The organism is Terasakiella pusilla DSM 6293 (assembly GCF_000688235.1).
Classification (GTDB): Bacteria; Pseudomonadota; Alphaproteobacteria; order Rhodospirillales; family Terasakiellaceae; genus Terasakiella; species Terasakiella pusilla.
The window spans coordinates 34,842-59,393 of sequence record NZ_JHYO01000015.1; the positions used below are offsets into that span (position 1 = coordinate 34,842).

Genomic DNA, 24,552 nt, shown 5'->3' on the forward strand with positions numbered 1-24,552 from the left:
CGCGATGCGGCTGCCCGTATCGCGCTTTTTTTATGATTTCGTCATAAAGGCCAAGGCATCTTCTGCGACGGTACTTTTAATCGGCACACTTTCGGACAAGGCGCCCACCAGGGTCATATGGCCTAAGCCGTCATATTGCTTCACCTCGACTGCCCCGCCCTTCTGTTTGATCGCCCGAGACAGCTTTTCCACATTACTGGGGGCAACCAGCGTGTCTTTAGCCCCATAAAGCAGCAGCATTGCAGGTTCACTGCCATCAATAAAGGTACTCGCCTGCATCAACGGGTAGCGCGACGGCGGGCCGAAAATCTTTTTATAGCGTTCTGCCTTGGGGACAAAATCATAAGGACCAGCCAAACCGACAAAGCTTTGGTAAAAAGACGGCGTCAAGCCAACCGCCTTTAGATATCGCTCATCGCTGACCAACATGGCCCCGATGTGCGCCCCTGCAGAATGTCCCATCAGATGCACCGGACCGGATACCAGCTCTGCCTGCTGTGACAACCAAGCCGTCGCCAGCGCCGCATCTTCCACAAAGGCAGGGTATCGACGTTCAGGATATTTTACATAATCAGGGATAACAACATTGTAGCCTGCCTTGGCAAAGCGGCTGGCGACAAAACCATAATCATCCTTGCTGCCAGACGTCCAGCTGCCGCCGTAGAAAAAGACCAGCGTGCCTTTGGCTTGCACGGCGGTTGTTACCCGATAGAGATCGAGTTTTTGATGGGCACCGGGGCCGAAAGCAATATCTTTTTCCAACACATAGACGTCGGGATCATTGCCCATATTTGCAATCAGAAAGGCCGCAGACTGGCAGCCGGAAAGAAAAAAGGTGAGGAGGGGGATCGTTAAAAAGCGTCTCATGAAAACCAAAAAAGTGTGTGGGTACTGTCCTTTATAGGGTTGAAACGCTGAAATAGATCACCCCCCCTGCCTTTCAGGCGGCTTCAAGTGCCGTTTTCATCGCCTTCTTTTTCGCCTGTCGGCTGGTCCAATACCGATCTAGAATAAAGAACCACACTCCGTTCAAGATCGGTTCCACCACCGCATCTGTGATGGCGGCGCTAAAACTTGCCCCGGTGAAATACCACACACAGGTCGCCGCAATAAAAAAGTGCCCAATCGTGTAAATCAATGCACGCAAAAGCGAGCCGGAATTATTCACAACGACCTGTTCAAACCTGTGGGCAACTACTGTGATAAGCTGCTGCATGTCATCATCCATATGTGCAATTAATAATTAGTCGCATTAATGTGACATGGTTTTTCCTTGATTACAAGGCAAAAGAAGCAAAAAACCCCACCGCAGAGGCCGGGGTTTTACGTTTTCCACAGATGTGGATAACTTTTAGGCGTTACCCACACATTCAAACAAGGTGCAGCTCATCGCTTCATGCGCATTCATCCCATTAAAGGCCGCAAACTGGAACGCAGGATAAAAGCGCTCACATTCGCCAAGGCCTGTCTCGACGATATCTTCCAATTCCGCCGCCTTCATACTTTCCGGCCCTGCCATCAACAAAGTGTGACGGAACGCTGGCATATTGCCATCAGACATGACGGCAAAGTGACCGATCCACAGTTTGGAATTAATCAGCGCCAGCAGGTCATTGACCTCGGCCCCTTTATCTTGTGGCAAATGCATGTCCATGGAACAGGTAATGTGCAGGGACTGATATTCAGCCGACCAGGTGAACTGGACCTGATAGGTGCACCATTCCCCGACGCTTTCCATAACCATATCGCCGTTTGCAGCTTTTTCTAAAATCCATCCGCGTTGATCTGCCAGGTTTTCCAAGACATCAAGACCACGAGTGTGCGCCGACGGGGTAATTTGTTCCAAAAATGACATTGCTTAAATCTTTTTTCGTTGTGTTTGCAAAGCCGACCCTAAACAAAAAAAGGGCCCGTGCAAGGCCCTCGTGGATTCGAAAAAAAGATTCTTGTGGATAAAAATGTGGAAGACTCGCGTATGAATTTTAGCGACTCCGCAGTCCTGCTTCCCTCTACTTAACTTGTTTATTTCTTTGTTTTTTTCAGCTCTTCTTCCAAGGCTTCAAGGCGTGCGTTCAGGGCGTCTTGTTCAGCACGTGCTTTCGCAGCCATCGCTTTTACGGCTTCAAACTCGTCGCGCGGGACAACGTCCATATCTGCCATAACCCGTTCAATTTGTTGACGAATCATTGCGTCAATTTCTTCGCGCACACCGGAAAAAGTGCTCACGGCACCACTGGCAACTTTGGCCATATCGTCAAAAAGGCGGTTTTTGCTTTGCATGGATATGATCCTTTTATCTACAGCGAATCGGTGCGGCATTATGGCATGGGAAATTTGATGTGCAAGTCTTGCTTGATGAATGCGCCCGATCAGACATATAACAAGCAGGTCCATGCATAAAACAAGGTGTGAATATGTTTCTCGTCACAGGCGGAGCCGGTTTCATCGGGTCCAACATTGTTGCTTCCCTCGAAGAACGTTATCCCGAAGAAAAAATTGTCGTCTGCGACCGTCTCCGTGACGGGGTAAAATGGCAAAACATCGCTAAGCGTGATCTCTATGACATCATCCACCCGGATGCCTGCTTCGAGTTTCTGGATCAATATGCCGACGATATTAAAGCGATCTTTCACATGGGGGCCATTTCCGCCACCACGGAAACAGACGCCGACAAAATTCTGGAAAACAATTTTCACCTGACCACGGCCCTGTGGGACTGGTGCACCGAAAATGACGTGCCCTTTATCTATGCGTCCTCCGCCGCAACTTACGGCGATGGGGAACATGGCTTTAGCGATTTTCAGGACCGCAAGAGCCTGTCTGCCCTGCGTCCGCTGAATGCCTATGGCTGGAGCAAACATCTGTTTGACCGCACGGTTGCCCGATCACTGGAAGAAAAATCCACCACCCCGCCACAATGGGCGGGCCTGAAATTCTTCAACGTTTATGGCCCGAACGAATATCATAAAGGCGGGCAAAAAAGCGTGGTGGCCCATGTCTTCCCGCAGGCCCAAGCCAGAGGCCCCTGCAAACTGTTTCAATCCCACCACCCGGATTATGACCACGGCGGCCAGTTACGCGACTTCGTCTGGGTCGGTGATGTGGTAAATGTCATGCTGTGGATTTATGAACACCCGAAAGTCTCCGGCCTGTTTAACATCGGCACCGGACAAGCGCGCTCTTTCAAAGACCTTGCAACGGCGGTCTACACGGCCTTGGGTCAAGACGCCCAGATCGAATATGTCCCGACACCGGAAAACATCCGCGACAAATACCAGTATTTCACCGAAGCCAACATGGAAAAGTTGCGCAACGCCGGATACGATCAGCCCTTCACCAGTCTGGAAGAAGGCGTGCGCCAATATGTGCAGGACTATCTGACGAAAGACGACCCTTTTAAGTAACGCTGGCCCTTTAACATAAGACAGGACGGATACCATGGCTTTTGCCATCCCCTTTCCCATGATCGACCCGATTGCTTTCGAACTCGGCCCCCTTGTCATTCGTTGGTACGCCCTTGCCTATATCGCCGGACTTGTCGGGGGCTGGCAATATATTAAGTGGGTGGCGCGCAGCTTCCCCGGCAACATCAAAGACGAAGATGTGGACGACTTCCTGTTCTGGGCGACCATTGGCGTGGTCATCGGCGGGCGTTTGGGCTACGTGCTGTTTTATAACTTCGACTATTTTATGTCGAACCCAACCGCCATCGTGCAGGTCTGGAAAGGCGGCATGTCCTTCCATGGCGGGTTCTTGGGCGTGGTCGTCAGCGCCATCCTCTTCTGTAAAAAACGCAAACTGCCGATGATGACCTTTGGTGACCTGTTGGCCTGTGGCGCGCCCATCGGCCTGTTTTTCGGTCGCATCGCCAACTTTGCCAACGCCGAACTTTATGGTCGGGTCACGGACGTCTCATGGGGCGTGGTTTTCCCCAACGGCGGACCAGAACCGCGCCACCCCAGCCAGCTTTATGAAGCGGTGATGGAAGGGCTGATCCTGTTTATCCTGCTGTTTATCCTGTCACGCTCCGAACGGATGAGAAATGCGTCAGGGCTATTTATCGGCTTGTTTATCGCAGGCTACGGCATTGCCCGTTCCATCGTGGAACTGTTTAGGCAACCGGATGCCCATATCGGTTTCCTCAGTGGTGGGTCCACCATGGGGCAATGGTTGTCGGTCCCGATGATCCTGATCGGCCTGTTTTTGGCCCTGCGCGCCCTTAAATCCACCAAGCAAGAGGCCGCATGAGTGATCTTCTCAGCCAGATGCGCCGTGAGATAGAGGCAACCGGTCCCTTATCGGTTGCCGACTTCATGGCGCAATGTCTGTGTCATCCCAAATTCGGCTATTATATGACCCGTGATCCCTTTGGCAGCCAAGGGGACTTCACCACCGCGCCAGAAATTAGCCAGTGCTTTGGCGAACTGCTGGGTCTGTGGGCCGCGATCAGTTGGCAACAGATGGGCAGCCCCTCCGCCTTTCATCTGGTGGAACTCGGCCCCGGTCGCGGCACCTTGATGAAGGATGCCTTGCGCGCCAGCAAAGCCGTGCCCGGCTTTCAGGACGCCATGACGCTGCATCTTGTCGAGATCAGCCCCACTTTGCGCCAAAAGCAAAAAGACAGCCTGAAAGACTATACGGTCCACTGGCACGATAGCCTTTTAAACCTGCCGGACGGTCCGGCGATTATCCTTGCCAACGAATTTTTTGATGCCCTACCCATTCGCCAGTTTGAGAAGTCAGACAAAGGCTGGGCGGAACGTTTTATCGACATTGATCCCGACGGCGAAGGCTTGCGCTTTGTCCTGAAAACCGACGAAGCCGCCCAAGCCCTGATGCCCCCTGCGCTTAAAGGCAAAGACAATGTCGGCGCCCGCTTTGAAATTTCCAGCGTCAGCCAAAACATTGCCATGGGTCTGGCAGAACGCTTGAAAGACCAGGGCGGTTGTGTCCTTGCCATCGATTATGGATCCGCCCACGCCAACTTTGGCGATACCCTGCAGGCCTTAAAAGGCCATCAGTTTAGCGATGTCTTAGAAACACCGGGCGAAGCTGACCTCACCGCCCATGTCGATTTCGAAACCCTGTCCAACAGCTTTAGGGCAGGCGGCGCAAACGTCTGGGGACCGATCCCCCAAGGGATCTTCCTGGAACGATTAGGCATCACGGCGCGCATGCAAGCCTTGCTTAACACCGCACGGCCCGATCAACGCGACAGCCTGATTGCGGCGCATAAACGATTATGTGCGCCAGACGAAATGGGGCAGTTGTTTAAAGTCCTCTGCGCCACCCACCCCGACCATCCGACACCCGCCGCCTTTGAAGAGAGTGCCTCATGAGTGATATCGACGAAACCCTGCCCGCCCTCACCGCCCCCAGCCTGAAAACGTCCCACGGCTTTTTCACCCGCAACGGCGGCATCAGCAAAGGTATCTACGATTCCCTCAACTGTGCGTGGGGGTCCAAAGATGACCTAAAAGACGTGCTCACCAACCGTGCGCTTGTCGTCCAGGCTTTGGGGCCGGACGTATCGGACCTGTTAAGCGCGTCCCAAGTCCATTCCAACCGCGTGCAGATTGTCGATAAAATCTGGAGCCGCGAACGCGCGCCCGAAGTTGACGCCCTTGTCACCAAGATGGACCACGTAGCCCTTGGCATCCTCACCGCAGACTGCGCACCCGTTTTATTTTGCGACCCCGTCAACCGGGTGATCGGGGCAGCCCATGCCGGATGGAAAGGCGCTTTGGGCGGTGTGTTGGAAAATACCGTCAAGGCCATGGTTGACCTAGGTGCCGACGCAAGCAAGATTGCCGCCGCCATCGGGCCTTGTATCCATCAAGCATCCTATGAAGTGGATGCGGGCTTTCGTCAGACCTTCCTAAATTTTGACCCCGCCTTTGCGACCTATTTCACAGACGGCGCGCAGGAAGGCAAGTATCAGTTTGATCTACCTGCTTTTGTCAAAGCTCGGCTGGATGGGCTGGGACTGGGCAGTGTTGACGCTTCCCCCGTGGATACTTATCAAGATGAAGACCGTTTTTTCAGCTACCGCCGCACCACGCACAAAAACGAACCTGATTACGGCCGTCAAATCTCGGCTATTGTATTGGATTAATTATGCCCTATATCGTCATGCTTCTAATCCTCAGTATGCTCGCTCTTATGTTTTCCTGCGCAGTGATGGTTTAAACGCAATGCGGACAGTCGTTGGTCTTTTTCTCCTCGTCACCCTTCTTGCGGCCTGCACACAAGCTCCTCAGCCCTTTCGACATGAGCGCACCGGCTTTGACACAAGCAGTCTGCGCCTGCGTGATGGTGGCACCGTTCAGGTACTGCCCGTCGAAGGCACCTCCATCGCCATGAAGGAGATGCTGGCGCGCGCACTGGCTGAAAGTCTGGCTGCACGTAATATCCCCGCTACGGAAAAACCGCTCAACAATCCGGCCTACAAAGTCCGCGGACAAGTCGTGTTAAGTGACGCAAAAGATCGCTCGCGTAATCTAGGCAGTATCTATTGGACCTTTATGGACCGGACCAACACGGTGATCCACGAAACATCGCAAGCCATTCGCGGGGACACATATCAATGGGAATATGGCGATCAGGCCTTGATCACCGCCCTTGTCGATACAGCCGCAGACACTTTTGCAGGCTACCTGCAAGACGCGACCGAAAGAAAAGCCATCGCACAAGATAAGGCCGAAAACACTGTCACCTTTAGCATGGGCCCCATCAAAGGCGCCCAAGGCGATGGGAAAGCGGCGCTGACCAAAGCCATGTCCCTGACCTTACGCCAGTTTGGTGCCCGCGTTCGTCCAAGTTCGGACAGCAACACGTATAAACTGAGCGCCGATCTCGAAATTTTAAAACCCTTTGAAGGCAAGCAGCGCATCCAGATTGCCTGGATCGTCAACGCCCCTGACGGGGAAGAACTGGGCCGTATCCAACAACATAACCAACTGGATGTCGGGGTGCTGCAAGGGAAGTGGGGACGTCTGGCCTATGACATTTCCCGCGCCGCCATGCCCGGCATCGGGCAAGTGGTCGAACGTCACCGCCAAGAACGAGATTTTGAAGCGAGTCGCACCCAACAAGGCACAACAGCCGCCCCGGGACGACGCGAGAAACTGGTGATCCCGCCATTTTAAAAAAGGGGTGAAACCCGCACCTACACTTCGTTTCGTCACAATCTTGCCATAAACAACGAATTAAGACGTTTACAGCGCAGGACCGCGTTGATATGTTGCCGCGAATTTTCTGGGCACATCAACTTTAAGGCTACATTTTCACATGAAAATCCTTACTGGTAACGCAAACCGTCCCTTAGCCGAAGCCATCGGTAAAGAGCTAGGCATCCCCCTTACAGAAGCGAGCGTAAAGCGCTTTTCCGATCAGGAAGTTTTCGTCGAGATTCTCGAAAACGTCCGTGGTGAAGATGTGTTCATCGTTCAGCCGACGTCCTATCCGGCAAACGATAATATGATGGAACTGTTGGTGACCATCGATGCGGCAAAACGTGGTTCTGCCCGTCGTATCACCGCTGTTGTGCCGTATTTCGGCTATGCCCGTCAGGACCGTAAATCGGCACCCCGTTCGCCAATTTCTGCGAAACTGGTGGCAAACCTGATCACAACAGCCGGTGCAGACCGCGTCCTGACTATGGACCTGCACGCGGGTCAGATTCAGGGCTTCTTCGACATTCCGGTAGATAACCTGCATGCGGCACCTGTTTTTGCCCGTGATATCGCAGCCCATTACGACACGGACAATCTGTTGATCGTCTCGCCTGACGTTGGTGGTGTTGTGCGCGCACGTGCGATTGCCAAACGTCTGGACGTTGGCCTTGCCATCATCGACAAACGCCGCGAACGCGCGGGTGTCTCCGAAGTGATGAACGTCATCGGGGAAGTTGAAGGTAAAAACTGTATCCTGATCGACGATATCGTAGATTCCGGCGGGACTTTGTGTAACGCGGCTCAAGCGCTGTTGGAAAACGGTGCTAAAAGTGCCTCTGCCTACATCACCCACGGTGTCTTGTCCGGCGGTGCGGTTTCCCGTATCACCTCTTCTGCCCTGAAAGAACTGGCGGTCACCGACTCCATCTTGGGCACAGAACAAGTGCTGGATGCCAGCAACATTCGTCCGATTAGCATTGCCCCGATCCTATCGGAAGCCATGAAGCGCATTCACGACGAACAATCGGTTTCCTGCCTGTTTGATTAATCCTGACAGACGAAATCATTTTAAAAGGGTCCTTTCGGGGGCCCTTTTTCGTTTCGCGCGTTGACTCACCCGCACAAATCCTGTAATACGCGCGCTTACGTTACGGGGCACCCCTGGAGGCACCGTAATTTTTTATGAGTTTAGATTTTTAAGGAAACAGCTATGAGCTACGTTCTAACTGCACAAAAGCGTGAGACAGCCGGCAAGGGGGCAGCCCGCGCGATCCGTCGTGAAGGTCAAGTCCCGGCCGTTATCTATGGCGATAAAAAAGACCCTGTCAGCATCTCCATCAACCCGAAAGAGCTGTGGAAACAACTGCACACTGGTCAAACTTTCTTTGCATCCACTGGCGAAATCCAGCTTGGTAAAGACAAAGAAACTGTTATCTGCCGTGACGTTCAGTTCCACCCGGTAACTGACCAGCCGTTGCACGCTGACTTCCTGCGTCTGGGTAAAGATGCAACAGTCACTGTTGAAGTTCCTGTAACCTTCATCAACGAAGAAAAATCCGAAGGCATGAAACGCGGCGGTGTTCTGAACGTAGTTCGTCACGAGATCGAAGTTATTTGTCCGGCGACCTCAATTCCAGAATCCATCGAAGTTGATCTGGCGGGTCTGGCTGTTGGTGATAGCGTTCACATCTCTTCAATTACTCTGCCGAAAGGTGTTGAGCCGACAATTACAGATCGTGACTTCACAATCTGTACAGTGGCTTCACCAAGCTCTGGTGAGAAAGCTGCGACAGACGAAGACGAGTCTGACGAAGAAGCGACTGAAGAGTAAGGCTTTTTCCTATGATTTTGTTGGTCGGATTAGGCAACCCAGGTGGGAAATACGCCAAAAACCGCCACAACATCGGCTTTATGGCGCTGGACACAATTGTCCGGCGCCATTCTTTTGGGCCCTGGCGGTCCAAGTTTTCGGGCCAGATGTGTGAAGGCACCATAGACGGTATCAAGGTTCTGGCTCTCATGCCGGAAACTTATATGAACGAGTCCGGTCGCAGCGTCAGCGCCGCAGCCCGGTTCTATAAGGTTGAGCCGGAAAATATCATCGTCATGCATGACGAACTGGATATCGCCTTCACCAAAATCAAAATCAAGACCGGTGGCGGACACGGCGGGCACAATGGCCTGCGCAGTATCGACGCCCATATCGGTAAAAATTACAAGCGCCTGCGCCTTGGCATCGGCCACCCCGGCGACAAAGCCAAAGTCCACAACCATGTCCTCGGTGACTTCGCCAAGGCCGAGACAGCGGAACTGGACAAGATGCTGGACTGTGTCGCCCATCTGGTTGGACTTGTCTGTGAGGGCAAGGATACGGACTTTATGAACCGTTACGCCATGGATATGCGCCCGCAACGCCCCAACAAGCCTAAACAGCAAACAGAGGCAGCCCCCGACGCAGTAAAGGCGTCAGGCACAATAGCAAGCGACGATGACTCGCCTTTTGCGATTCTAAAAAAGCTAAAATAAAACACCCAGCGTCAGAAGGATGCAGCCAAGGCTATGGATGGCCAAGTTTAACTTGATGACAAAACGGGCAATATCTTTATCCAGACCCATCTGTTGCATCCCCTGAAAGACCCAATAGGCCGCGCCCCCCAATAAAATGGCAGCAAACGCCGCTTCAATCGGGATCAGCCCCATCACCGCATACACAAACAGCGACCCACTGGCGCACAGTTGCAGGACCAGATAGACCCAGCGCGTCCCTTTCAGGCCGAGGCGCACACATAGCGTACGCTTGCTGGTAACCGCATCAGACAAGGCATCCGGCACCGCATTAATCAGCAGCACACATGCAATCCAGATCGACACGGTAGCGCCCAGCAACCACGCGCCGTCCGTCACCTGACCCGATTGCAGCCAGACACAGGCAACCACGGGCAAAAGACCAAAGGTCAGACCGACGCTGAGTTCCCCCAACCCGCGTGAGGCCAGCTTCAGCGGCTCGAAGGAATAGGCCCAGGCAAAGATCATTCCCGCCACCCCCAGCGCAATCACCGGCCATCCGGCAAGATAAGCCAAGGCCGCACCCGGCAGAACCGACAAGCCCAACAGGACAAGCCCATAACGTGCCATCTGGTCACGCTGCAGGCTCCCGTTTTGGATCATGCGCGACCCACCTGTAAAGGGATAGAGCCTGCCTTCATTGGCAAGATCAGCCCCGTTATCATGATCCGCCACATCATTGATGACATTGGCAGCGGCATGCAGCAGCAGCATCGCGACAAAAGACAGGGCAAAGACAAGATAGTCCATTTGCCCTGCAGTCTTGGCCCCCAACACACTGCCCAGAATAACAGGCAGAACGGAAGCGGTTAAAAATTGCGGGCGGGTAGCTTTGATGTAGAGTCCGAGAGACATGCGTTTCACAATGACAGGGTTAAAGATGCCCCATCATTGCAAAAAACATAGCTGAATCAAACAGATTTATCGGAAATTCACAGACTTACGTGGAAGCATTAATATAGTTAAGAACCCCGAACCAATGATTCTCGCGGCAGATCTGTACTGCCTCTTTCTTCCCAAGGGCCTTAATCAGTTTTGCAGAAAACAATTCCAATGACGCCTGATGCGATTGCCCTTGATAGTCAGTCTGTAACACCATTTCCTCCTAGTGTTTGTAAAATTGGTATGACCAATCTAACAAAACTGTCACAGAACTTCCACCTTCATTTTCGATATTTTTAAAGAATTTAACGGAAATACTGAGCTTTTCAAGGGCAACGGCCTTATCTTTTGTCCAAAAAATGTCACAAAACAACCCTTCTAAACTTTGATATTTCGACTATTATCGAATTATGAAAACAGAACTTGCCGTCGATATGCTCTCCGCACTGGCTTACGCAGCCCGTCTGGATATTTTTAGATACCTTGTCCGTATTGGACCCGATGGGGCCGCCGCAGGGGATATTGCCAGCGCATGCAATATCACGCCTTCTACCCTGTCCCATCACCTTAATCAGATGCGCCAATGCGGATTGATTGGGCGCACCCGTCAGGGCCGCGCACAAATCTATCACGTTAATTTTGACGCCATGAACACCCTCATCGGTTTTTTGTCCGATGATTGTTGTAACGGGCAACCTGATCTTTGCCTCAAAGGGAATGAAAAATGACAATACGTGTCGCCATCAACGGATTTGGCCGCATGGGCAAACTGGTCCTGCGCGCCGGCTGGACCACACCGGGCCTTGAGTTTGTCCATATTAACGAACCGAAAGGCGGCGCCGACTGCGCTGCCCATCTTTTGCAGTTTGATACGGTCCATGGCAAATGGGATCATGAGGTCAGCCATGAAGACGGCGCGATCCTCATTGACGACCAGCGCCTGACCTTTAGCGAAGAAACCCGCCCCGACGGGGTCAACTGGGCCGACCTTGGTGTTGATCTGCTACTGGAATGTTCAGGAAAATATAAAACCGACGAGGCCTTACAGCCATTTTTGGACGCGGGCATCAAAAAAGTGCTGGTCGCCTGTCCGGTCAAGACCGATGGCGCGCTGAACCTTGTCTATGGGGTGAACGAACATCTCTATGACCCCGCCCAACATGACATTGTGACCGCCGCGTCTTGCACCACAAACTGTATCGCGCCCGTCATCAAAGTCCTGCATGAAAAGATCGGCTTTCATCGCGGGTCTTTCACCACCATTCATGACCTGACCAATACACAGGTGATTGTGGATAGCCCGCACAAAGACCTGCGCCGCGCACGGTCCGGCGTCAACTCGCTTGTGCCAACGACCACAGGGTCCGCGACGGCTGTTGCGGTGATTTATCCCGAACTTAAAGGCAAGCTGACCGGCCATGCGGTGCGCGTGCCTCTGCTCACCGGCTCCCTCACCGACTTTGTCTTTGAAATGAAACGTCCCGTCACAGCAGAAGAAATCAACGGATTGTTTAAAGAGGCTGCCGAAGGGGAGCTAAAAGACATTCTGGGGTTTGAAGCCCGCCCGCTGGTGTCCACCGACTTTACCACCGATCCCCGTTCCGTCATCGTGGATGGCCCGAGCACGGTTGTCGTCGATGACACCCATCTTAAAGTCTATCTCTGGTATGATAACGAATGGGGCTACGTCAACCGCATGATGGATATCGCCCATATGATGGCAGTTAAAATGTCATGAGTGACCTGAAAAATTATGCCTGTGTCACCGCCAGCTATTGGGGCTTTACCCTGTCTGACGGGGCCTTGCGCATGCTGGTCTTGCTGCATTTTCACCAGCTGGGATATAGCCCGCTTGATCTCGCCTTCCTGTTTTTGCTCTACGAAGCCATGGGGATTGTCACCAACTTTGTTGGCGGCTGGATCGGCGCACGGTTTGGCCTGCGTCTAACCCTCTTTGCAGGCCTTACAACCCAGATTATTGCCCTTGTCATGCTGTCTTTGTTGCAAGATAGCTGGGCCATTTCCCTGTCCGTTGCCTATGTGATGGCGGCACAGGCTCTCAGTGGCGTCGCCAAAGACCTGACAAAAATGAGTTCCAAAAGCGCGGTCAAACTGGTCGTGGCCGATGAAGGCCTTTTGTTTAAATGGGTGTCCCTGCTGACCGGATCAAAAAATGCGCTGAAAGGCGTTGGCTTTTTTCTCGGGGGCATCCTGCTGGAAGGTTTGGGCTTTCAACTCGCGCTGTTGGCCATGGCGGCTTGCTTAGGTGTGATCCTGATCTTCGCTGTCCTGTCCGTGCAAGGGGAACTGGGCAAAGCCAAGTCCAAGATCACGGGGAAAGACCTATTTTCCAAGTCCCGCGAGATCAACATCCTGTCCTTTGCCCGTATCTTTTTATTTGCCGCGCGCGATGTCTGGTTTGTCGTCGGGGTGCCGATCTTTTTTGCGTCCCAACTCGGTTGGGGATTTGATCAGGTGGGACTGTTTATGGCGCTGTGGGTAATTGCCTACGGGATCATTCAAGCCTTCGTGCCGCGCCTAACCAGAAAAACCACCGATGCCACAACAGGCGCACGGGCAACCGCCTTTTGGGGCTTTATCCTGTTTGCCCTGCCCGCCCTCATGGCGATAGGTCTTCACCTTTACCCCGACCATGCGACCTTATTGCTCATCGCAGGGCTCTTGGTCTTCGGATTGATCTTTGCCATCAATTCCTCGCTCCACAGCTTCCTGATCGTGGCCTATAGCGATGCCGATAAAGTGTCCCTCAGTGTCGGGTTCTATTATATGGCAAATGCAGTGGGACGTCTGCTCGGGACATTGCTGTCCGGTCTGGTCTATCAGATGGCCGGGCTGGAAGCCTGCCTTGCGGTTTCCGCCGTCATGGTGCTAATCGCGGCAACCAGCGTGCTATTTCTCACCCCCCGAAAAAGGGCGGCTTAAGACCGCCCTTCACCCCGACAGCGTTTGGAACAATAGATCACCTCATCCCAAACCTTTTCCCATTTTTTGCGCCAACTAAACGGGCGCTTGCAAACGGGGCAGATTTTTTGCGGCAAGTCTGACTTCTTTTTCATCTTTGCCATGAAGGGCCCTACTTCATCGGAACATAGCCCGCTTTGCGCATGCAATCACTGACCAGTTTGCCGTGTTCCTTCTTCACGTTATAGACACGCATCTGTTCGTTATAGCTGCTGATCTGCTGATCCGCCTGATAGGCGGGCTTGGCCCCCAGATAACGATCGGCGGCGCGCTTGCATCGGTTATGATCACTCCCCCATTGGGAAGACGGAATAGTTTTATGCTGCCAGTGACTTGGCGCCGACTGCATACAGGCTGTCACAGAAAGTGCCGCCAGCAAGACAAGGGTATTTCTCACCATTAGATCAAGCTCACTGTAAAGTCAGGCAGGCCAGCGATGGTACAGGTCATCACATCACCCTTCACAACCGCGCCCACACCGGCAGGTGTACCAGTGAAAATGATATCGCCCGCCAAGACTTCGTCATAGCTGTCCAGCTGTTTGATAATTTCCGGCACATCATAGATCATCTGGTTTAAATCGCCCTGTTGTTTGATCTCGCCATTGACGGACAGGGTGATTTCACCCTCTTTAATCTCGCCACATTGGGCAATCGGCGTAATTTGTGACACCGCACCCGCCCCGGCAAAGTTTTTAGAGGTATCCCACGGCATGCCGGATTTTTTCGCCACGGCCTGTAAATCCCGTTTGGTAAAATCAATCCCGATGCCATAACCAAACACCGATCCGTTTTCTCCCAAGGCAACGATCAATTCCACCTCGAAATGCAGATCGTTGGTCGCGCGGGGATAGGCAATCTCGACCGCATCCACACCCGCCACAATCGCATGGGCGGATTTGGAGAAAAACTTGGGTTTCATCTTTTCAGGATCATCGCCCATTTCGCGGACATGATCCCCATAATTCTTGCCAACGCAATGCACACGGCGGATCGGAAAGACATCTTCTGTGCCGACAACAGGCAACGCAGGGGCATTCCAGAGTGGAAGGACATAAGACATTGAAAAACTCCAAGGCTAGACAGATGGGGGATGGGGTTATATGTTAGTCTTCATAACATTTATTGTTTGATCGTGACGAGAGGTTTTCGGTGTCGGAAGCGAATTCAAAAAAACAGAATACCAACATTGGGCCGTTAAATGACCTTATGACCTATCATTTGCGTCGCGCGCAGGTTGCCGCTTTCAACAATTTTTCCGATGCCATGTCTGAAACCCAGATCACCCCCGGCCAATTTGGGGTCCTCACCCTGATCGCCAGCAACAAAGACATGTCACAATCCGCCGTAGCCCGCGCCTTGGGTGTGGAACGTTCTACCATGGTCGCGGTCATTGACGGGTTGGAAAATCGCGGGCTTGTAGTGCGCAAACCATCCCTGACCGATCGTCGTTCCAACGCGCTTGAACTCAGCGAGGAAGGTCATCGCGTCTTTGATCGGGGTCTTGACCTTGCCAAAGCGGGTGATCGCAAAACAGCAAGTGCGCTCAGTGATGAAGAAGCCATTCAACTTGTCACACTCTTGCGCAAGCTCAACAGCGCAGCCGGTCTCTAATCCACCTGCGCCACCCGGCCCTTAAGACATTTCGTTGACCAGACCGTAGGCATACAAGCTTGCGGGGACCGACTGAATACGCACGTGGCGATGATAGCCTGTGCGGATCATATTTTGCGTCAACAACAGGGTGTTTTCCTCCCCATTACAGTTCATGCGCACAAACTCGGTCACGATCTGCGGGCCCTCCCCGAAGCCGGACAGGCTCTGGTCCCAATCCATCTCCACAATCAGGTCAGGTTCCGGCGCGCGGGCTTTTTGGGCCGCAAGATCGGGATAGCCCACCAGATCGATTTTCCCCCCACGCCAACTGGCATAGGTCAAAGACGCAATCCGGTGGCTCACGCCCAACCATTGGCAATAAACAGCGGTTTCGACCAGTCGTTCATAGACCTCATCAGTTGGGACAACCGGACCAAACAGGGCGGCATACCAACAGGGCGAGGTGATAAAGACTTTAAAAGCTACCGCCCGCTGAAACCGCTTGGCATTTCTATCCACCCGATGAAGGCGCCGGATCAACCAGGCGGACTCGAGATATTCCAGATATTTGCGCAAGGTGTTTTTGGCGATCTTGGTTTCACGGGCGAGTTCTTCAATACTGACTTCGCGGCCTGTGTTATAGGCCAACAGGGTAAACAGATGCGCCAATCCTTTTAGATCATTAATCCCGAAAAAGGAGGCCATGTCCTTATGCAGCAGGCGTTCAATCAAGGTATCGCGCACAAACAGCGGCGACGGCGCGCCTTCGGTCTTCCCCAAAACGCTTTCGGGAAAGCCGCCATAGTTAATGTAGTGGTTGAACTCTTTATTCAATTGCGGCAGATTTGCTTGATTAAAGGCCAACCTGTGATTAGCAGGGTCCCCGCCAAACAACGCTTTCTCTCGCCCTCGAAAACGCAGAAACTCGGCAAAACTGACACAAGGGAGCACCGATACATCATAGCCGGGATCCTGCTCTGCAGTTGCTTCCGGCAAAGGTGTTCCTGCGGACAAAACGCCGACCAAACGCACTTGCGGAAAAGCCTTGGCAACTTTGACCAATTCGGTTTCCCAGTCCGGCATATATTGCAGTTCATCCAAAAAGGCATACAGCTTACGGCCCTGCAAATGATCGGCGTTGCGCTTCACAAACAGCTCGATAATCTGTTGTAGGCCCACATCCCAATATGTCGGGGTCCCCAAGGAGGCCAATAACACATGGCGCGGCGGGGCACCGCCTTCAATCAAACGGGCAACCATCTGGCGCACCATCACCGTTTTACCGGTGCGACGCGGCCCGACAAGCGTGACGGCGCGTCCGTCTTCACCCTGTTCGACTTTCCTGGCAAATTCTTCAAAAAATAACCGTTTTGGCGGCTGCTTAAACTTTTGCGGTGCCTGTTCGTTCAACGCCCACCATGGGTTATCAAACAATAACCGATTTTTAACAGCTTCGACCCCGTATGTCCGCATAACTCACCCAATCCCCAGTTATTTATCAAGGATGATACGCAAGCTTTCCCCTAAGAGCAAGGGAATGATCTTAGAAATAGTTGATTTGATAAGCGGTTGTATTTTTATGGAAAATTAACACCATCCCTTTTTCAATTGCGAATACACAGGCAGATCAAAACCGCCCTTTCTGACACGATGGCCTTTCCGCTTTTTTACCGCTCCCCCGGCCCTTTTCCTACCTGCGAAAAAAATCTATCTGTGATATGAAGGAACAGACACCATTTTTCTGCTAGGACCCTGCGTGGCACGATCAGATGCACATATCACCCTTGGAACAAAAGTCGGCTTTCTTGTCGGCTGGATGTTCTTTGCGCTCGCGTTCCTCATGGCTGCGGCAGAAAGCACAGTAGGGCGCGGCTTTATCACCTCGTCAAATGACCTGCTGGTCGCCATGATGGGGGGCAAGTGGATTGCCTTAAAAGCTCGGTTTGCCTCGGATTTTTTTGATCTGGTTGTCCTGCCTGTTCTGCAACTCCCCGCCTGGTTTTTGTGCGGGTTGCCTGCGGGTTGCCTCCTGTGGACGTGCCGACCCCATCGCGAAGAGATCGACCCGGAACTCTACGAGTCCCTCACCACTTATGACCGTCTTGCAAAACTGGCGAAGGATGAAGGCGCGGCCGATGACGATCCGACCTTTACCGAATATGATCTCAGGGATTACGACGATACAGAGATTCGCGAAGATCTCCAATCTGGCCAGAAGTACATGAAAACCTGGCACCCACATGATGCGGAAGAGCCTGACACCCCTGAAAATTATCAGGATGGCATGAGGAACAGAGCACTGACACCTCAAGAAAAGATAAAGATGGCCCGCGACGGCTTGTCAATTCCGTTCGACAAATTATCCTAATCTCCAGACACAACATATATGGAGATCAATTATGCTACGTCTGCTGACAACAAGCTTTGTAATCGCGACAATGACACTGGCAACCGCCGCCCTTGCCAACGGTGAAAAGTCATCACAAAGCGATGACCATACCAATAATAGCTATGTTCAAGATAAAATGGAAAAAAATGACGCGGGCAAACCGGACATGACGCTGGAGGAAGCCTTTAAAAATGCGACTGAAGACGCAAAAACAATACCGGAAAAAGCAAAAGACGCCTACAATGCCGCCAAGAAAAAGGTGACTGAATAAAGGAAGTAAAATTGGATAAGGTATTGCGCGGCACCCTCATCGGTGCCGTTGCCCTGTTAGTTTGGGCGACATTAGGCATTTTAACCGTTTGGTCTGGCGATATTCCGCCGTTTCAACTGGTTGCCGTTTCATTTTTCATCGCCTTTGTCTGCGGCCTTATCAAATGGATTCTCAACAAAGAAAATCCACTCTCCCATATCTATCAACCCCCGAAAGCGTGGCTCTTGGGGGTTGCAGGTTTGTTTGGCTATCACTTTCTCTACTTCCTTGCCCTTAAATCAGCCCCGGCTGTTGAAGCCAACCTGATCAATTATCTCTGGCCCCTGCTGATCGTCTTTTTCTCTGCCTTCCTGCCAGGAGAAAAGTTACGCTGGTATCATAGTGTCGGCACACTCTGCGGCCTTGCCGGCACCGTGCTGCTGATCGTCGGGGACAAAGGCTTTAACTTTGACAGTCAGTATACCGTAGGCTATCTGGCAGCGGTCGGCTGTGGCGTCACCTGGGCCAGCTATTCCGTCCTTAACCGTCTGTTCGGCGGCGTACCGACCGATGCAGTGGGCTGGTTCTGTCTTGCGGGCTCCCTCCTTGCCGCGCTCTGCCATTTGGCCTTTGAACAAACCGTCTGGCCCGATGATCTCACCGGATGGCTTGTGCTTGTTGCGATCGGTGTTGGTCCGGCGGGCGGGGTCTTCTTCTTCTGGGACTATGGGGTCAAACACGGCAATATCCGTGTCCTTGGGGCCGGGTCCTATACGATTCCCTTGACCTCAACACTTTTGCTCCTGCTCATTGGGGAAGGCAGCCTGACATGGGCCCTTGCCGCATCCTGCGCGCTTATTTCCGGCGGTGCAATTCTCGCCTCCAGCGATTTTTTACGGCGCAAAAAGGTAGATCAAAACCTTTAATTATCGAAAAATTAACCCCTGCAACTCAAAATACAGCTCTTAGAATTATTATCTTTTTAAATAGGAAAAAGACCTAACAAAACGATAATAGGTATGCCATACATGGCGTCCTTACAATATGGACAATTTTTGAGAACGAAAAGGAACGCACAATGGACGACGCCCCAAAGGTTGAGATTCTATTGGTCGAAGATGCAAAGTTTTTCCGCTCTGTCATCAAAAGCCAAATAGAAAAGCAATTGGGTTTTACCGTCACCTGTGCCGAAACCTACGCGCAAGCCTGTGCCATCATGGATGCCCGCAAGGACGATTTTTTCCTCGCGCTCCTTGACCTCAACCTCCCCGACGCGCCCAAAGGGGAAATTGTCGATTATGTGATTGAGAAATCGATCCCGTCCATCGTCTTTTCCGGTCAGTTTAACGAAGAACTCCGCGACCATTTGATGCAACAAAACATCATCGACTATGTGGTCAAAGACAGCCCGGCAAGTATCGAATATGTCATCACAACCGTAAAGCGCCTCTACAACAACCAGTCTGTTAAAGTGTTGCTGGCCGATGATTCCAAGACCGCGCGCTTTCAAATGCATGGCTTGTTGGCGCGTTACAAATTCCAGATTCTGGAAGCCGCCGACGGGCTGGAAGCCCTCAAAATTCTGGATAAAAATCCCGACATCATGCTGGTCATCACCGACTACAACATGCCAAATCTGGACGGGTTTGAACTCACCAAAAAAATCCGCACACATTATTCAAAGCGTGAACTCTGTATCATCGGGGTGTCCACCTATGGCAACCACGCCCTGTCTGCACGCTTTATCAAGGTCGGGGCTAACGACTTCATCACCAAACCGTTTTTGAACGAAGAGTTTTTCTGTCGTGTCTCGCAAAATGTCGAGATGCTGGAACATATCAAGGCCTTGGAAGACTCCCTGATCACAGATTACCTGACAGGTTTGCGCAACCGCCGTTATCTGTTTGAACGCGGGGAAACCATGCTGCAAGACGTCAATAATGAGGGCGGCTATCTCATCGCGGCTATGTGCGATATCGACCATTTTAAAAACATCAATGACACCTACGGTCACGATGGCGGGGACGAAGCCCTAAAGAATGTCGCCAAACAAATGCGTCACTTCTTTGGCGACGACGGTATTGCCGCACGCTTTGGCGGTGAAGAATTCTGCATCCTGCTGAAAGCAGATACTCTCGACAGTCTCGATGAAAAGTTTGAAGCCTTACGCCAAGGCATTGCCAACTTAACCATCGATTATGGCAATCGCAAAATCAACCTGACCATGAGCATCGGTGTAAGCTGGCAAAAAGTGCAAGAACTTGATGCGCTAATTAACATCGCCGATGGTAATCTCTATGAGGCCAAGAAAACCGGCCGCAACAAAGTCGTCTTCGACCAATAAGACAGACTATCTGCGCAGCTCATCGATAATTTCACCAGACTCGCAATAGTCCCGCAGCCGCTTGCCCTCCTCTTCCGCAAAAGTGGCATGCTCCAACGTCAGTCCCTTGATCCGATCCAGACGGAAGTTGCGAAAGTCCCCGCGTAATTCACACCAAGTGACCAGCAACCAGATCGGCCCAAAGAAAAGTAAAGCCAGCGGCCTGACCCGACGGTCGGAAGCCTTTTGTTGCGCATCTTCATACATCAATGTCACATAGCGCCGTTCCCGTATGGCTTGACGAATGGCAGAAAAGTCCACCGACCACGGGATATGCGTACTGCTTTTAAACGAATAGAGCGCCGTGCCATATAACTTCTCCCGCGTTTTCTGCGGTAAGGCCTCGCGGATTTTGTTGAGAACACCACGGGCTGACTTGGACATTTTATCATCGGTCCAATTGCATACCATCGCCATGCCCAGCACAAGCGCTTCAATTTCATCGACATCAAACGTCAAAGGCGGCAGTGTATACCCCGCCTCCAGCAAATAGCCGACGCCCGCTTCCCCTTCAATGGGCACACCGGAGTTTTGCAGATCGCGTATATCGCGATAGATGGTGCGCACCGACACTTCACATTCATCGGCAAGGCGGTCTGCCGTAATGGCCGTGCGGCGTCCTTGCAAAAAGTTTATCAGCTTAAAATGACGATCCGTTTTCTTCATACAGACAGATTACCTCAACACTCCTGACAGCTAGTTGTCAGGAGTATGGCAGTAAGTTATCGCCAGTTCAAACACTCACACAACGGAGAGACACCATGCTGGTTGATACCAAATCCATTATCATCAACACGGACTATGACACCCTGTTTACCTTCTTATCCCAAGAAGAAAATGCCCCCAAATGGGCCATTAACTACTGCCTATCCATCCGTAAAGTCGGGGACGACTATCTGGTCATCACACCGGAAGGGGAAATGTTTATCGAAATTATCTCCGACGTTAAAACCGGCATCGTTGATATGCGATGCGGTCCAAGTAAAGACGAGATGCTGACCTTCCCCGCCCGCGTCACCGCCCTGCCCGATGGCACCTGCCTGTTCTGCCTGACCTGCATTATGTTGAAGGACCTGACAGACGAGGAACTGACGGCCTTGAGACACTCCTTCCAAGAAGAGTTTCAGGCGCTTGTCAAAGCTGTGGCCTAAGCCATAAAAAAAGGCGCTTCCCAGCTTTAGGAAGCGCCTTTTCTAGTCGTTCAATCCCAATCCCTTATTAGGAATGGATTGCGCGTTTACCAACCGCCAAAGCAGCTTCTTTCACCGCTTCCGGCAGGCCCGGGTGACCGTGGCAGGTACGTGCGATATCTTCAGCAGAACCGCCGAATTCCATCGCTTGTACGACTTCTTGGATCAAATCACCGCCTTGTGGGCCGATGATATGTGCGCCAAGAACACGATCTGTTTTCTTATCAGCCAGGATTTTGACGAAACCTTCGCTGTCGCCGTTTGCCAAGGCACGACCGTTGGCTTGGAACGGGAATTTACCGGATGTATATTCGATACCCGCCGCCTTGAGGCTCTCTTCCGTTTGACCGACTGATGCGATTTCCGGGTGGGTGTAAACGATCCCCGGAATAACGTCATAATTCACGTGACCGGACTGACCCGCGAGCATTTCGGCAACCGCAACGCCTTCTTCTTCGGCTTTGTGCGCCAGCATCAGACCACCGATGACGTCACCAACAGCAAAGATGCCCGCAACGTTGGTTTGCAGGTCATGATCCACCTTGATAAAGCCGCGCTCGTCCATTTCAACGCCCGCTTCGGCGAGACCGAGGTTATCTGTGTACGGACGACGACCGATCGCCACCAGACACGCATCCACCTTCAATTCTTCCGCGTCACCGCCCTTGGCCGGTTCCATAGTAAGCGTCACAGAGGTTTTGGTTTTCGCTGCCGCTGTCACCTTTGTGCCTGTCTTAAAGTTGATGCCCTGTTTTTTCAGGGTGCGTTGAGCGGTTTTGCGAATTTCACCGTCCATACCCGGCAGGATCTGGTCGAGGAATTCGATCACAGTGACTTCAGCGCCCAGACGGTTCCAGACAGAACCCAACTCAAGGCCGATCACACCGCCACCGATGACAGCCAGTTTCTTCGGGACTTTGCGCATTTCCATCGCGCCCGTAGAAGACATCATCAGTTTTTCGTCGATTTCAAGGAACGGCAAAGTTGCCACGTCAGAACCGGTTGCGATCACGATATTTTCTGTTTCCAGAACTTCTTCACCGCCGTCGTTCAGTTTCACGGAAACTTTGTCCGCGCCTGCGACTTTACCTTCACCAACGATGTACTTGATCTTGTTTTTCTTCATCAGGAATTCGACGCCCTGTGTCAGCTGCTTCACAACAGCTTCCTTACGGTCGATCATCTGATCCAGATCCAGTTTCGGGGTGACTTTAATCCCGTGGTTTTCCATCTCATGCGCCGCCATCTCATAGAGATGAGAAGACTGCAACAAAGCTTTCGCCGGAATACAACCGACGTTCAGGCAGGTGCCGCCCAATGCGCCGCGTTTTTCAACGATTGCTGTTTTCAAACCCAATTGTGCCGCGCGGATTGCGCAGACATATCCACCGGGGCCACCGCCGATGACGACTACGTCAAAATTGTCACTCATGACACTAAAAATCCTCTTTCTTAAAAGTCTTAAAAAAAACGGAAGGCCAGTTGAACGACCTTCCGTTTCAATTTATCCGGTCTTAAGCGTCCAGCAAGATGCGTTGCGGATCTTCCAGACATTCTTTCACACGAACGAGGAAGGAAACCGCCTCACGACCGTCAATGATACGGTGATCATAAGACAGCGCAAGATACATCATCGGACGTGCCTGAATGGACCCATCCGGCATGACCATCGGGCGCATTTGCGTTTTATGCATACCCAAAATCGCAGACTGCGGACGGTTCAGGATCGGTGCGGACAACAGGGAGCCAAAGACGCCACCGTTAGAAATGGTGAACGTACCGCCCATCATTTCGTCCATTGTCAACGACCCGTCACGGGCGCGTTTACCGTAGTTCAGAATGTCACCTTCGATCTGCGCCAGTGATTTTTCATCACAGTCACGTACAACCGGTACAACCAGACCTGTCGGGGAACCAACCGCAATACCCACATCATAGTGGTTTTTATAAACGATGTCGTCGCCATCGATCTCAGCGTTGACAGCAGGCCACTCACGCAGGGCTGTCACACAAGCTTTGGTGAAGATACCCATGAAGCCAAGCTTCACGCCGTGTTTCTTCTCAAAACCGTCTTTGTACTGTTTACGCATTTCCAGAACGCCCGTCATATCGACTTCGTTCCAGGTTGTCAGGATCGCAGCTGTGTTCTGTGCTTCCTTCAAACGAGACGCGATCACTTTACGCAGACGTGTCATTTTAACACGTTCTTCGCGCGGGCCTTCCGGACGCGGCGGGATCATCGCACCATTTGGTGTGCTTGATTTCGCAGCAGGGGCCGGTGCGGCCGCTGGTTTCGCAGCAGGTGCCGGGGCAGCTTTTGCAGGTGCCGGTGCCGCTTTGTCTTTGGCAGCCTGACCACTTTCGATATAAGCCAGAACGTCGCCTTTCACCAAACGACCGTCTTTGCCGCTTGCCGGGATCTTGGACGCATCTAAACCGTTTTCTTCAACCAGTTTGCGAACCGCAGGGGACAGCGGGTGGGCTGTGTTGGCTTGACCAGCCGGTGCCGCAGCAGAGGCTGCCGGGGCTGAGGCTTGTGCCGGTGCTGCCGCAGGAGCTGCTGCGCCTTTTTTGGCACCAACCGCAATACGACCAACAACCGTACCAACTTCAACGTCCGTGTCTGGACCTGCAATGATCTCGATCAGCACGCCTGCTGTCGGTGACGGCAGTTCAGCTGTTACTTTGTCGGTTTCAACTTCGCAAAGTGCTTCGTCTTCGGCAACTTCGTCGCCAACAGCTTTCAGCCAGTTTGAGATTGTGCCTTCCGTGACAGACTCACCCATCGCCGGAATGACGATATCAACAGTTTCGCCCGTCCCGGCAGAAGCCGCCGGTGCTTCTTCTGTCGCAGCAGCAGGGGCCGCCGCAGCCGGTGCCGGTGCAGCCGCTTCATCAGCTTCGCCAACCATACACAAGACAGCACCAACTTCTACATCGGTATCTGCACCTGCAACGATTTCGACTAATGTGCCGGCAACCGGTGACGGAACTTCGACCGTCACTTTATCGGTTTCCAGCTCTACGAGCGGTTCGTCAACAGCGACAGTGTCGCCAATGTTTTTGAGCCACTTTGAGACCGTACCTTCCGATACGGACTCACCCAAAGCGGGAACAGTGATTTCTGTGGCCATTTGTTTC

The 24,552-nt window shown here is 52.4% G+C and carries 29 protein-coding genes; 17 read left to right on the forward strand and 12 right to left on the reverse strand.

Annotated elements, in window-relative coordinates:
* Positions 1-30: 30 nt before the first annotated feature.
* The 4 genes from Q397_RS22190 to Q397_RS0111550 form a co-directional block, all read right to left on the reverse strand.
* Positions 31-867, reverse strand: coding sequence for an alpha/beta hydrolase (locus Q397_RS22190; RefSeq protein ID WP_038013652.1), 837 nt, complete (start codon positions 865-867; stop codon positions 31-33).
* Between the two features lie 73 nt (positions 868-940).
* Positions 941-1,216: a DUF2061 domain-containing protein gene (locus Q397_RS22195; protein ID WP_205618824.1), complete on the reverse strand. Its 276-nt coding sequence runs from the start codon at positions 1,214-1,216 to the stop codon at positions 941-943.
* Between the two features lie 135 nt (positions 1,217-1,351).
* A complete protein-coding gene (locus Q397_RS22200) occupies positions 1,352-1,855 on the reverse strand; it encodes a type III secretion system chaperone family protein (protein ID WP_051609949.1) in 504 nt (167 codons plus the stop codon).
* 167 nt (positions 1,856-2,022) lie between these two features.
* On the reverse strand, positions 2,023-2,280 hold the full coding sequence (locus tag Q397_RS0111550) for an accessory factor UbiK family protein (protein ID WP_028879557.1): 258 nt from the start codon (positions 2,278-2,280) through the stop codon (positions 2,023-2,025).
* A gap of 134 nt (positions 2,281-2,414) precedes the next feature.
* On the opposite strand from Q397_RS0111550, the gene rfaD reads away from it, so the two are divergent.
* The 8 genes from rfaD to pth all read left to right on the forward strand — a co-directional run bounded on the left by rfaD (position 2,415) and on the right by pth (position 9,701).
* Complete coding sequence (gene rfaD / locus Q397_RS0111555) at positions 2,415-3,404, forward strand: ADP-glyceromanno-heptose 6-epimerase (protein WP_028879558.1); 990 nt, start codon at positions 2,415-2,417, stop codon at positions 3,402-3,404.
* A 34-nt stretch (positions 3,405-3,438) separates the two neighbouring features.
* Positions 3,439-4,248, forward strand: a complete 810-nt coding sequence (gene lgt / locus Q397_RS0111560; RefSeq protein WP_028879559.1) for a prolipoprotein diacylglyceryl transferase — start codon at positions 3,439-3,441, stop codon at positions 4,246-4,248.
* Entirely contained in the window at positions 4,245-5,339 is a 1,095-nt protein-coding gene (locus tag Q397_RS0111565; protein ID WP_028879560.1) for a class I SAM-dependent methyltransferase, read from the forward strand. Before lgt ends, Q397_RS0111565 begins: the two co-directional genes overlap by 4 nt.
* Entirely contained in the window at positions 5,336-6,115 is a 780-nt protein-coding gene (gene pgeF / locus Q397_RS0111570; protein ID WP_051609950.1) for a peptidoglycan editing factor PgeF, read from the forward strand. Before Q397_RS0111565 ends, pgeF begins: the two co-directional genes overlap by 4 nt.
* 79 nt (positions 6,116-6,194) lie before the next feature.
* Positions 6,195-7,148, forward strand: a complete 954-nt coding sequence (locus Q397_RS0111575) for a hypothetical protein (RefSeq protein WP_028879562.1) — start codon at positions 6,195-6,197, stop codon at positions 7,146-7,148.
* 142 nt (positions 7,149-7,290) lie between these two features.
* Positions 7,291-8,223 carry a ribose-phosphate pyrophosphokinase gene (locus tag Q397_RS0111580; protein WP_028879563.1) on the forward strand — a complete coding sequence of 311 codons (933 nt, stop codon included), beginning with the start codon at positions 7,291-7,293 and terminating at the stop codon, positions 8,221-8,223.
* A gap of 162 nt (positions 8,224-8,385) precedes the next feature.
* On the forward strand, positions 8,386-9,006 hold the full coding sequence (locus Q397_RS0111585) for a 50S ribosomal protein L25/general stress protein Ctc (RefSeq protein WP_028879564.1): 621 nt from the start codon (positions 8,386-8,388) through the stop codon (positions 9,004-9,006).
* 11 nt (positions 9,007-9,017) lie between these two features.
* Positions 9,018-9,701 (forward strand): aminoacyl-tRNA hydrolase, encoded by a 684-nt coding sequence (pth, locus tag Q397_RS22205; protein WP_084149037.1) that lies wholly within the window; start codon positions 9,018-9,020, stop codon positions 9,699-9,701.
* On the opposite strand, the gene Q397_RS22210 is transcribed toward pth, so the two are convergent.
* A complete protein-coding gene (locus Q397_RS22210; RefSeq protein ID WP_051609951.1) occupies positions 9,693-10,595 on the reverse strand; it encodes a prenyltransferase in 903 nt (300 codons plus the stop codon). The two genes, pth and Q397_RS22210, sit on opposite strands and share 9 nt — an antisense overlap.
* A gap of 437 nt (positions 10,596-11,032) precedes the next feature.
* Between Q397_RS22210 and Q397_RS0111605 the strand changes: the two genes are divergently transcribed.
* The 3 genes from Q397_RS0111605 to arsJ are packed head-to-tail and all read left to right on the forward strand — an operon-like array spanning position 11,033 to position 13,565.
* Positions 11,033-11,350: an ArsR/SmtB family transcription factor gene (locus Q397_RS0111605; protein ID WP_028879565.1), complete on the forward strand. Its 318-nt coding sequence runs from the start codon at positions 11,033-11,035 to the stop codon at positions 11,348-11,350.
* Positions 11,347-12,360 carry an ArsJ-associated glyceraldehyde-3-phosphate dehydrogenase gene (locus Q397_RS0111610; RefSeq protein WP_028879566.1) on the forward strand — a complete coding sequence of 338 codons (1,014 nt, stop codon included), beginning with the start codon at positions 11,347-11,349 and terminating at the stop codon, positions 12,358-12,360. The genes Q397_RS0111605 and Q397_RS0111610 overlap by 4 nt, the downstream gene beginning before the upstream one ends.
* Positions 12,357-13,565 carry an organoarsenical effux MFS transporter ArsJ gene (gene arsJ, locus Q397_RS0111615; RefSeq protein ID WP_028879567.1) on the forward strand — a complete coding sequence of 403 codons (1,209 nt, stop codon included), beginning with the start codon at positions 12,357-12,359 and terminating at the stop codon, positions 13,563-13,565. The genes Q397_RS0111610 and arsJ overlap by 4 nt, the downstream gene beginning before the upstream one ends.
* Here arsJ and Q397_RS24710 read toward each other — a convergent pair.
* From Q397_RS24710 to Q397_RS0111630, 3 genes are read right to left on the reverse strand one after another with little or no spacing between them, the layout of a single operon-like run.
* Positions 13,562-13,708 (reverse strand): DUF2256 domain-containing protein, encoded by a 147-nt coding sequence (locus Q397_RS24710; protein WP_084149038.1) that lies wholly within the window; start codon positions 13,706-13,708, stop codon positions 13,562-13,564. The genes arsJ and Q397_RS24710 overlap by 4 nt on opposite strands.
* 8 nt (positions 13,709-13,716) lie before the next feature.
* Positions 13,717-14,004, reverse strand: a complete 288-nt coding sequence (locus tag Q397_RS22215; RefSeq protein WP_038013656.1) for a hypothetical protein — start codon at positions 14,002-14,004, stop codon at positions 13,717-13,719.
* Positions 14,004-14,666: a fumarylacetoacetate hydrolase family protein gene (locus Q397_RS0111630; protein WP_028879568.1), complete on the reverse strand. Its 663-nt coding sequence runs from the start codon at positions 14,664-14,666 to the stop codon at positions 14,004-14,006. Before Q397_RS0111630 ends, Q397_RS22215 begins: the two co-directional genes overlap by 1 nt.
* 89 nt (positions 14,667-14,755) lie before the next feature.
* Between Q397_RS0111630 and Q397_RS0111635 the strand changes: the two genes are divergently transcribed.
* Positions 14,756-15,217 carry a MarR family winged helix-turn-helix transcriptional regulator gene (locus Q397_RS0111635; protein WP_028879569.1) on the forward strand — a complete coding sequence of 154 codons (462 nt, stop codon included), beginning with the start codon at positions 14,756-14,758 and terminating at the stop codon, positions 15,215-15,217.
* Positions 15,218-15,238: 21 nt separating this feature from the next.
* Here the strand turns inward: Q397_RS0111635 and Q397_RS0111640 are convergent, their stop codons facing one another.
* Positions 15,239-16,672 carry an ATP-binding protein gene (locus Q397_RS0111640; protein WP_028879570.1) on the reverse strand — a complete coding sequence of 478 codons (1,434 nt, stop codon included), beginning with the start codon at positions 16,670-16,672 and terminating at the stop codon, positions 15,239-15,241.
* Between the two features lie 283 nt (positions 16,673-16,955).
* Here Q397_RS0111640 and Q397_RS0111645 point away from each other — a divergent pair, with 283 nt between their 5' ends.
* The 4 genes from Q397_RS0111645 (at position 16,956) to Q397_RS0111660 (ending at position 20,182) form a co-directional block, all read left to right on the forward strand.
* Positions 16,956-17,567 carry a hypothetical protein gene (locus tag Q397_RS0111645; protein WP_028879571.1) on the forward strand — a complete coding sequence of 204 codons (612 nt, stop codon included), beginning with the start codon at positions 16,956-16,958 and terminating at the stop codon, positions 17,565-17,567.
* A gap of 31 nt (positions 17,568-17,598) precedes the next feature.
* Positions 17,599-17,859: a hypothetical protein gene (locus Q397_RS0111650; RefSeq protein ID WP_028879572.1), complete on the forward strand. Its 261-nt coding sequence runs from the start codon at positions 17,599-17,601 to the stop codon at positions 17,857-17,859.
* Positions 17,860-17,870: 11 nt separating this feature from the next.
* Complete coding sequence (yddG, locus tag Q397_RS0111655; RefSeq protein ID WP_156950704.1) at positions 17,871-18,764, forward strand: aromatic amino acid exporter YddG; 894 nt, start codon at positions 17,871-17,873, stop codon at positions 18,762-18,764.
* 152 nt (positions 18,765-18,916) lie between these two features.
* On the forward strand, positions 18,917-20,182 hold the full coding sequence (locus Q397_RS0111660; RefSeq protein ID WP_028879574.1) for a diguanylate cyclase domain-containing protein: 1,266 nt from the start codon (positions 18,917-18,919) through the stop codon (positions 20,180-20,182).
* 6 nt (positions 20,183-20,188) lie between these two features.
* Here the strand turns inward: Q397_RS0111660 and Q397_RS0111665 are convergent, their stop codons facing one another.
* Positions 20,189-20,887, reverse strand: a complete 699-nt coding sequence (locus Q397_RS0111665; RefSeq protein ID WP_028879575.1) for a helix-turn-helix transcriptional regulator — start codon at positions 20,885-20,887, stop codon at positions 20,189-20,191.
* 95 nt (positions 20,888-20,982) lie between these two features.
* Between Q397_RS0111665 and Q397_RS0111670 the strand changes: the two genes are divergently transcribed.
* Positions 20,983-21,372 carry a hypothetical protein gene (locus Q397_RS0111670; RefSeq protein ID WP_028879576.1) on the forward strand — a complete coding sequence of 130 codons (390 nt, stop codon included), beginning with the start codon at positions 20,983-20,985 and terminating at the stop codon, positions 21,370-21,372.
* A gap of 67 nt (positions 21,373-21,439) precedes the next feature.
* Here the strand turns inward: Q397_RS0111670 and lpdA are convergent, their stop codons facing one another.
* Both lpdA and odhB read right to left on the reverse strand, forming a co-directional pair.
* Positions 21,440-22,843 carry a dihydrolipoyl dehydrogenase gene (gene lpdA, locus Q397_RS0111675; RefSeq protein WP_028879577.1) on the reverse strand — a complete coding sequence of 468 codons (1,404 nt, stop codon included), beginning with the start codon at positions 22,841-22,843 and terminating at the stop codon, positions 21,440-21,442.
* A gap of 82 nt (positions 22,844-22,925) precedes the next feature.
* The gene (gene odhB / locus Q397_RS0111680; protein ID WP_028879578.1) at positions 22,926-24,545 is read right to left on the reverse strand and encodes a 2-oxoglutarate dehydrogenase complex dihydrolipoyllysine-residue succinyltransferase; all 1,620 of its coding nucleotides are present in this window, start codon (positions 24,543-24,545) and stop codon (positions 22,926-22,928) included.
* Positions 24,546-24,552: the final 7 nt, after the last annotated feature.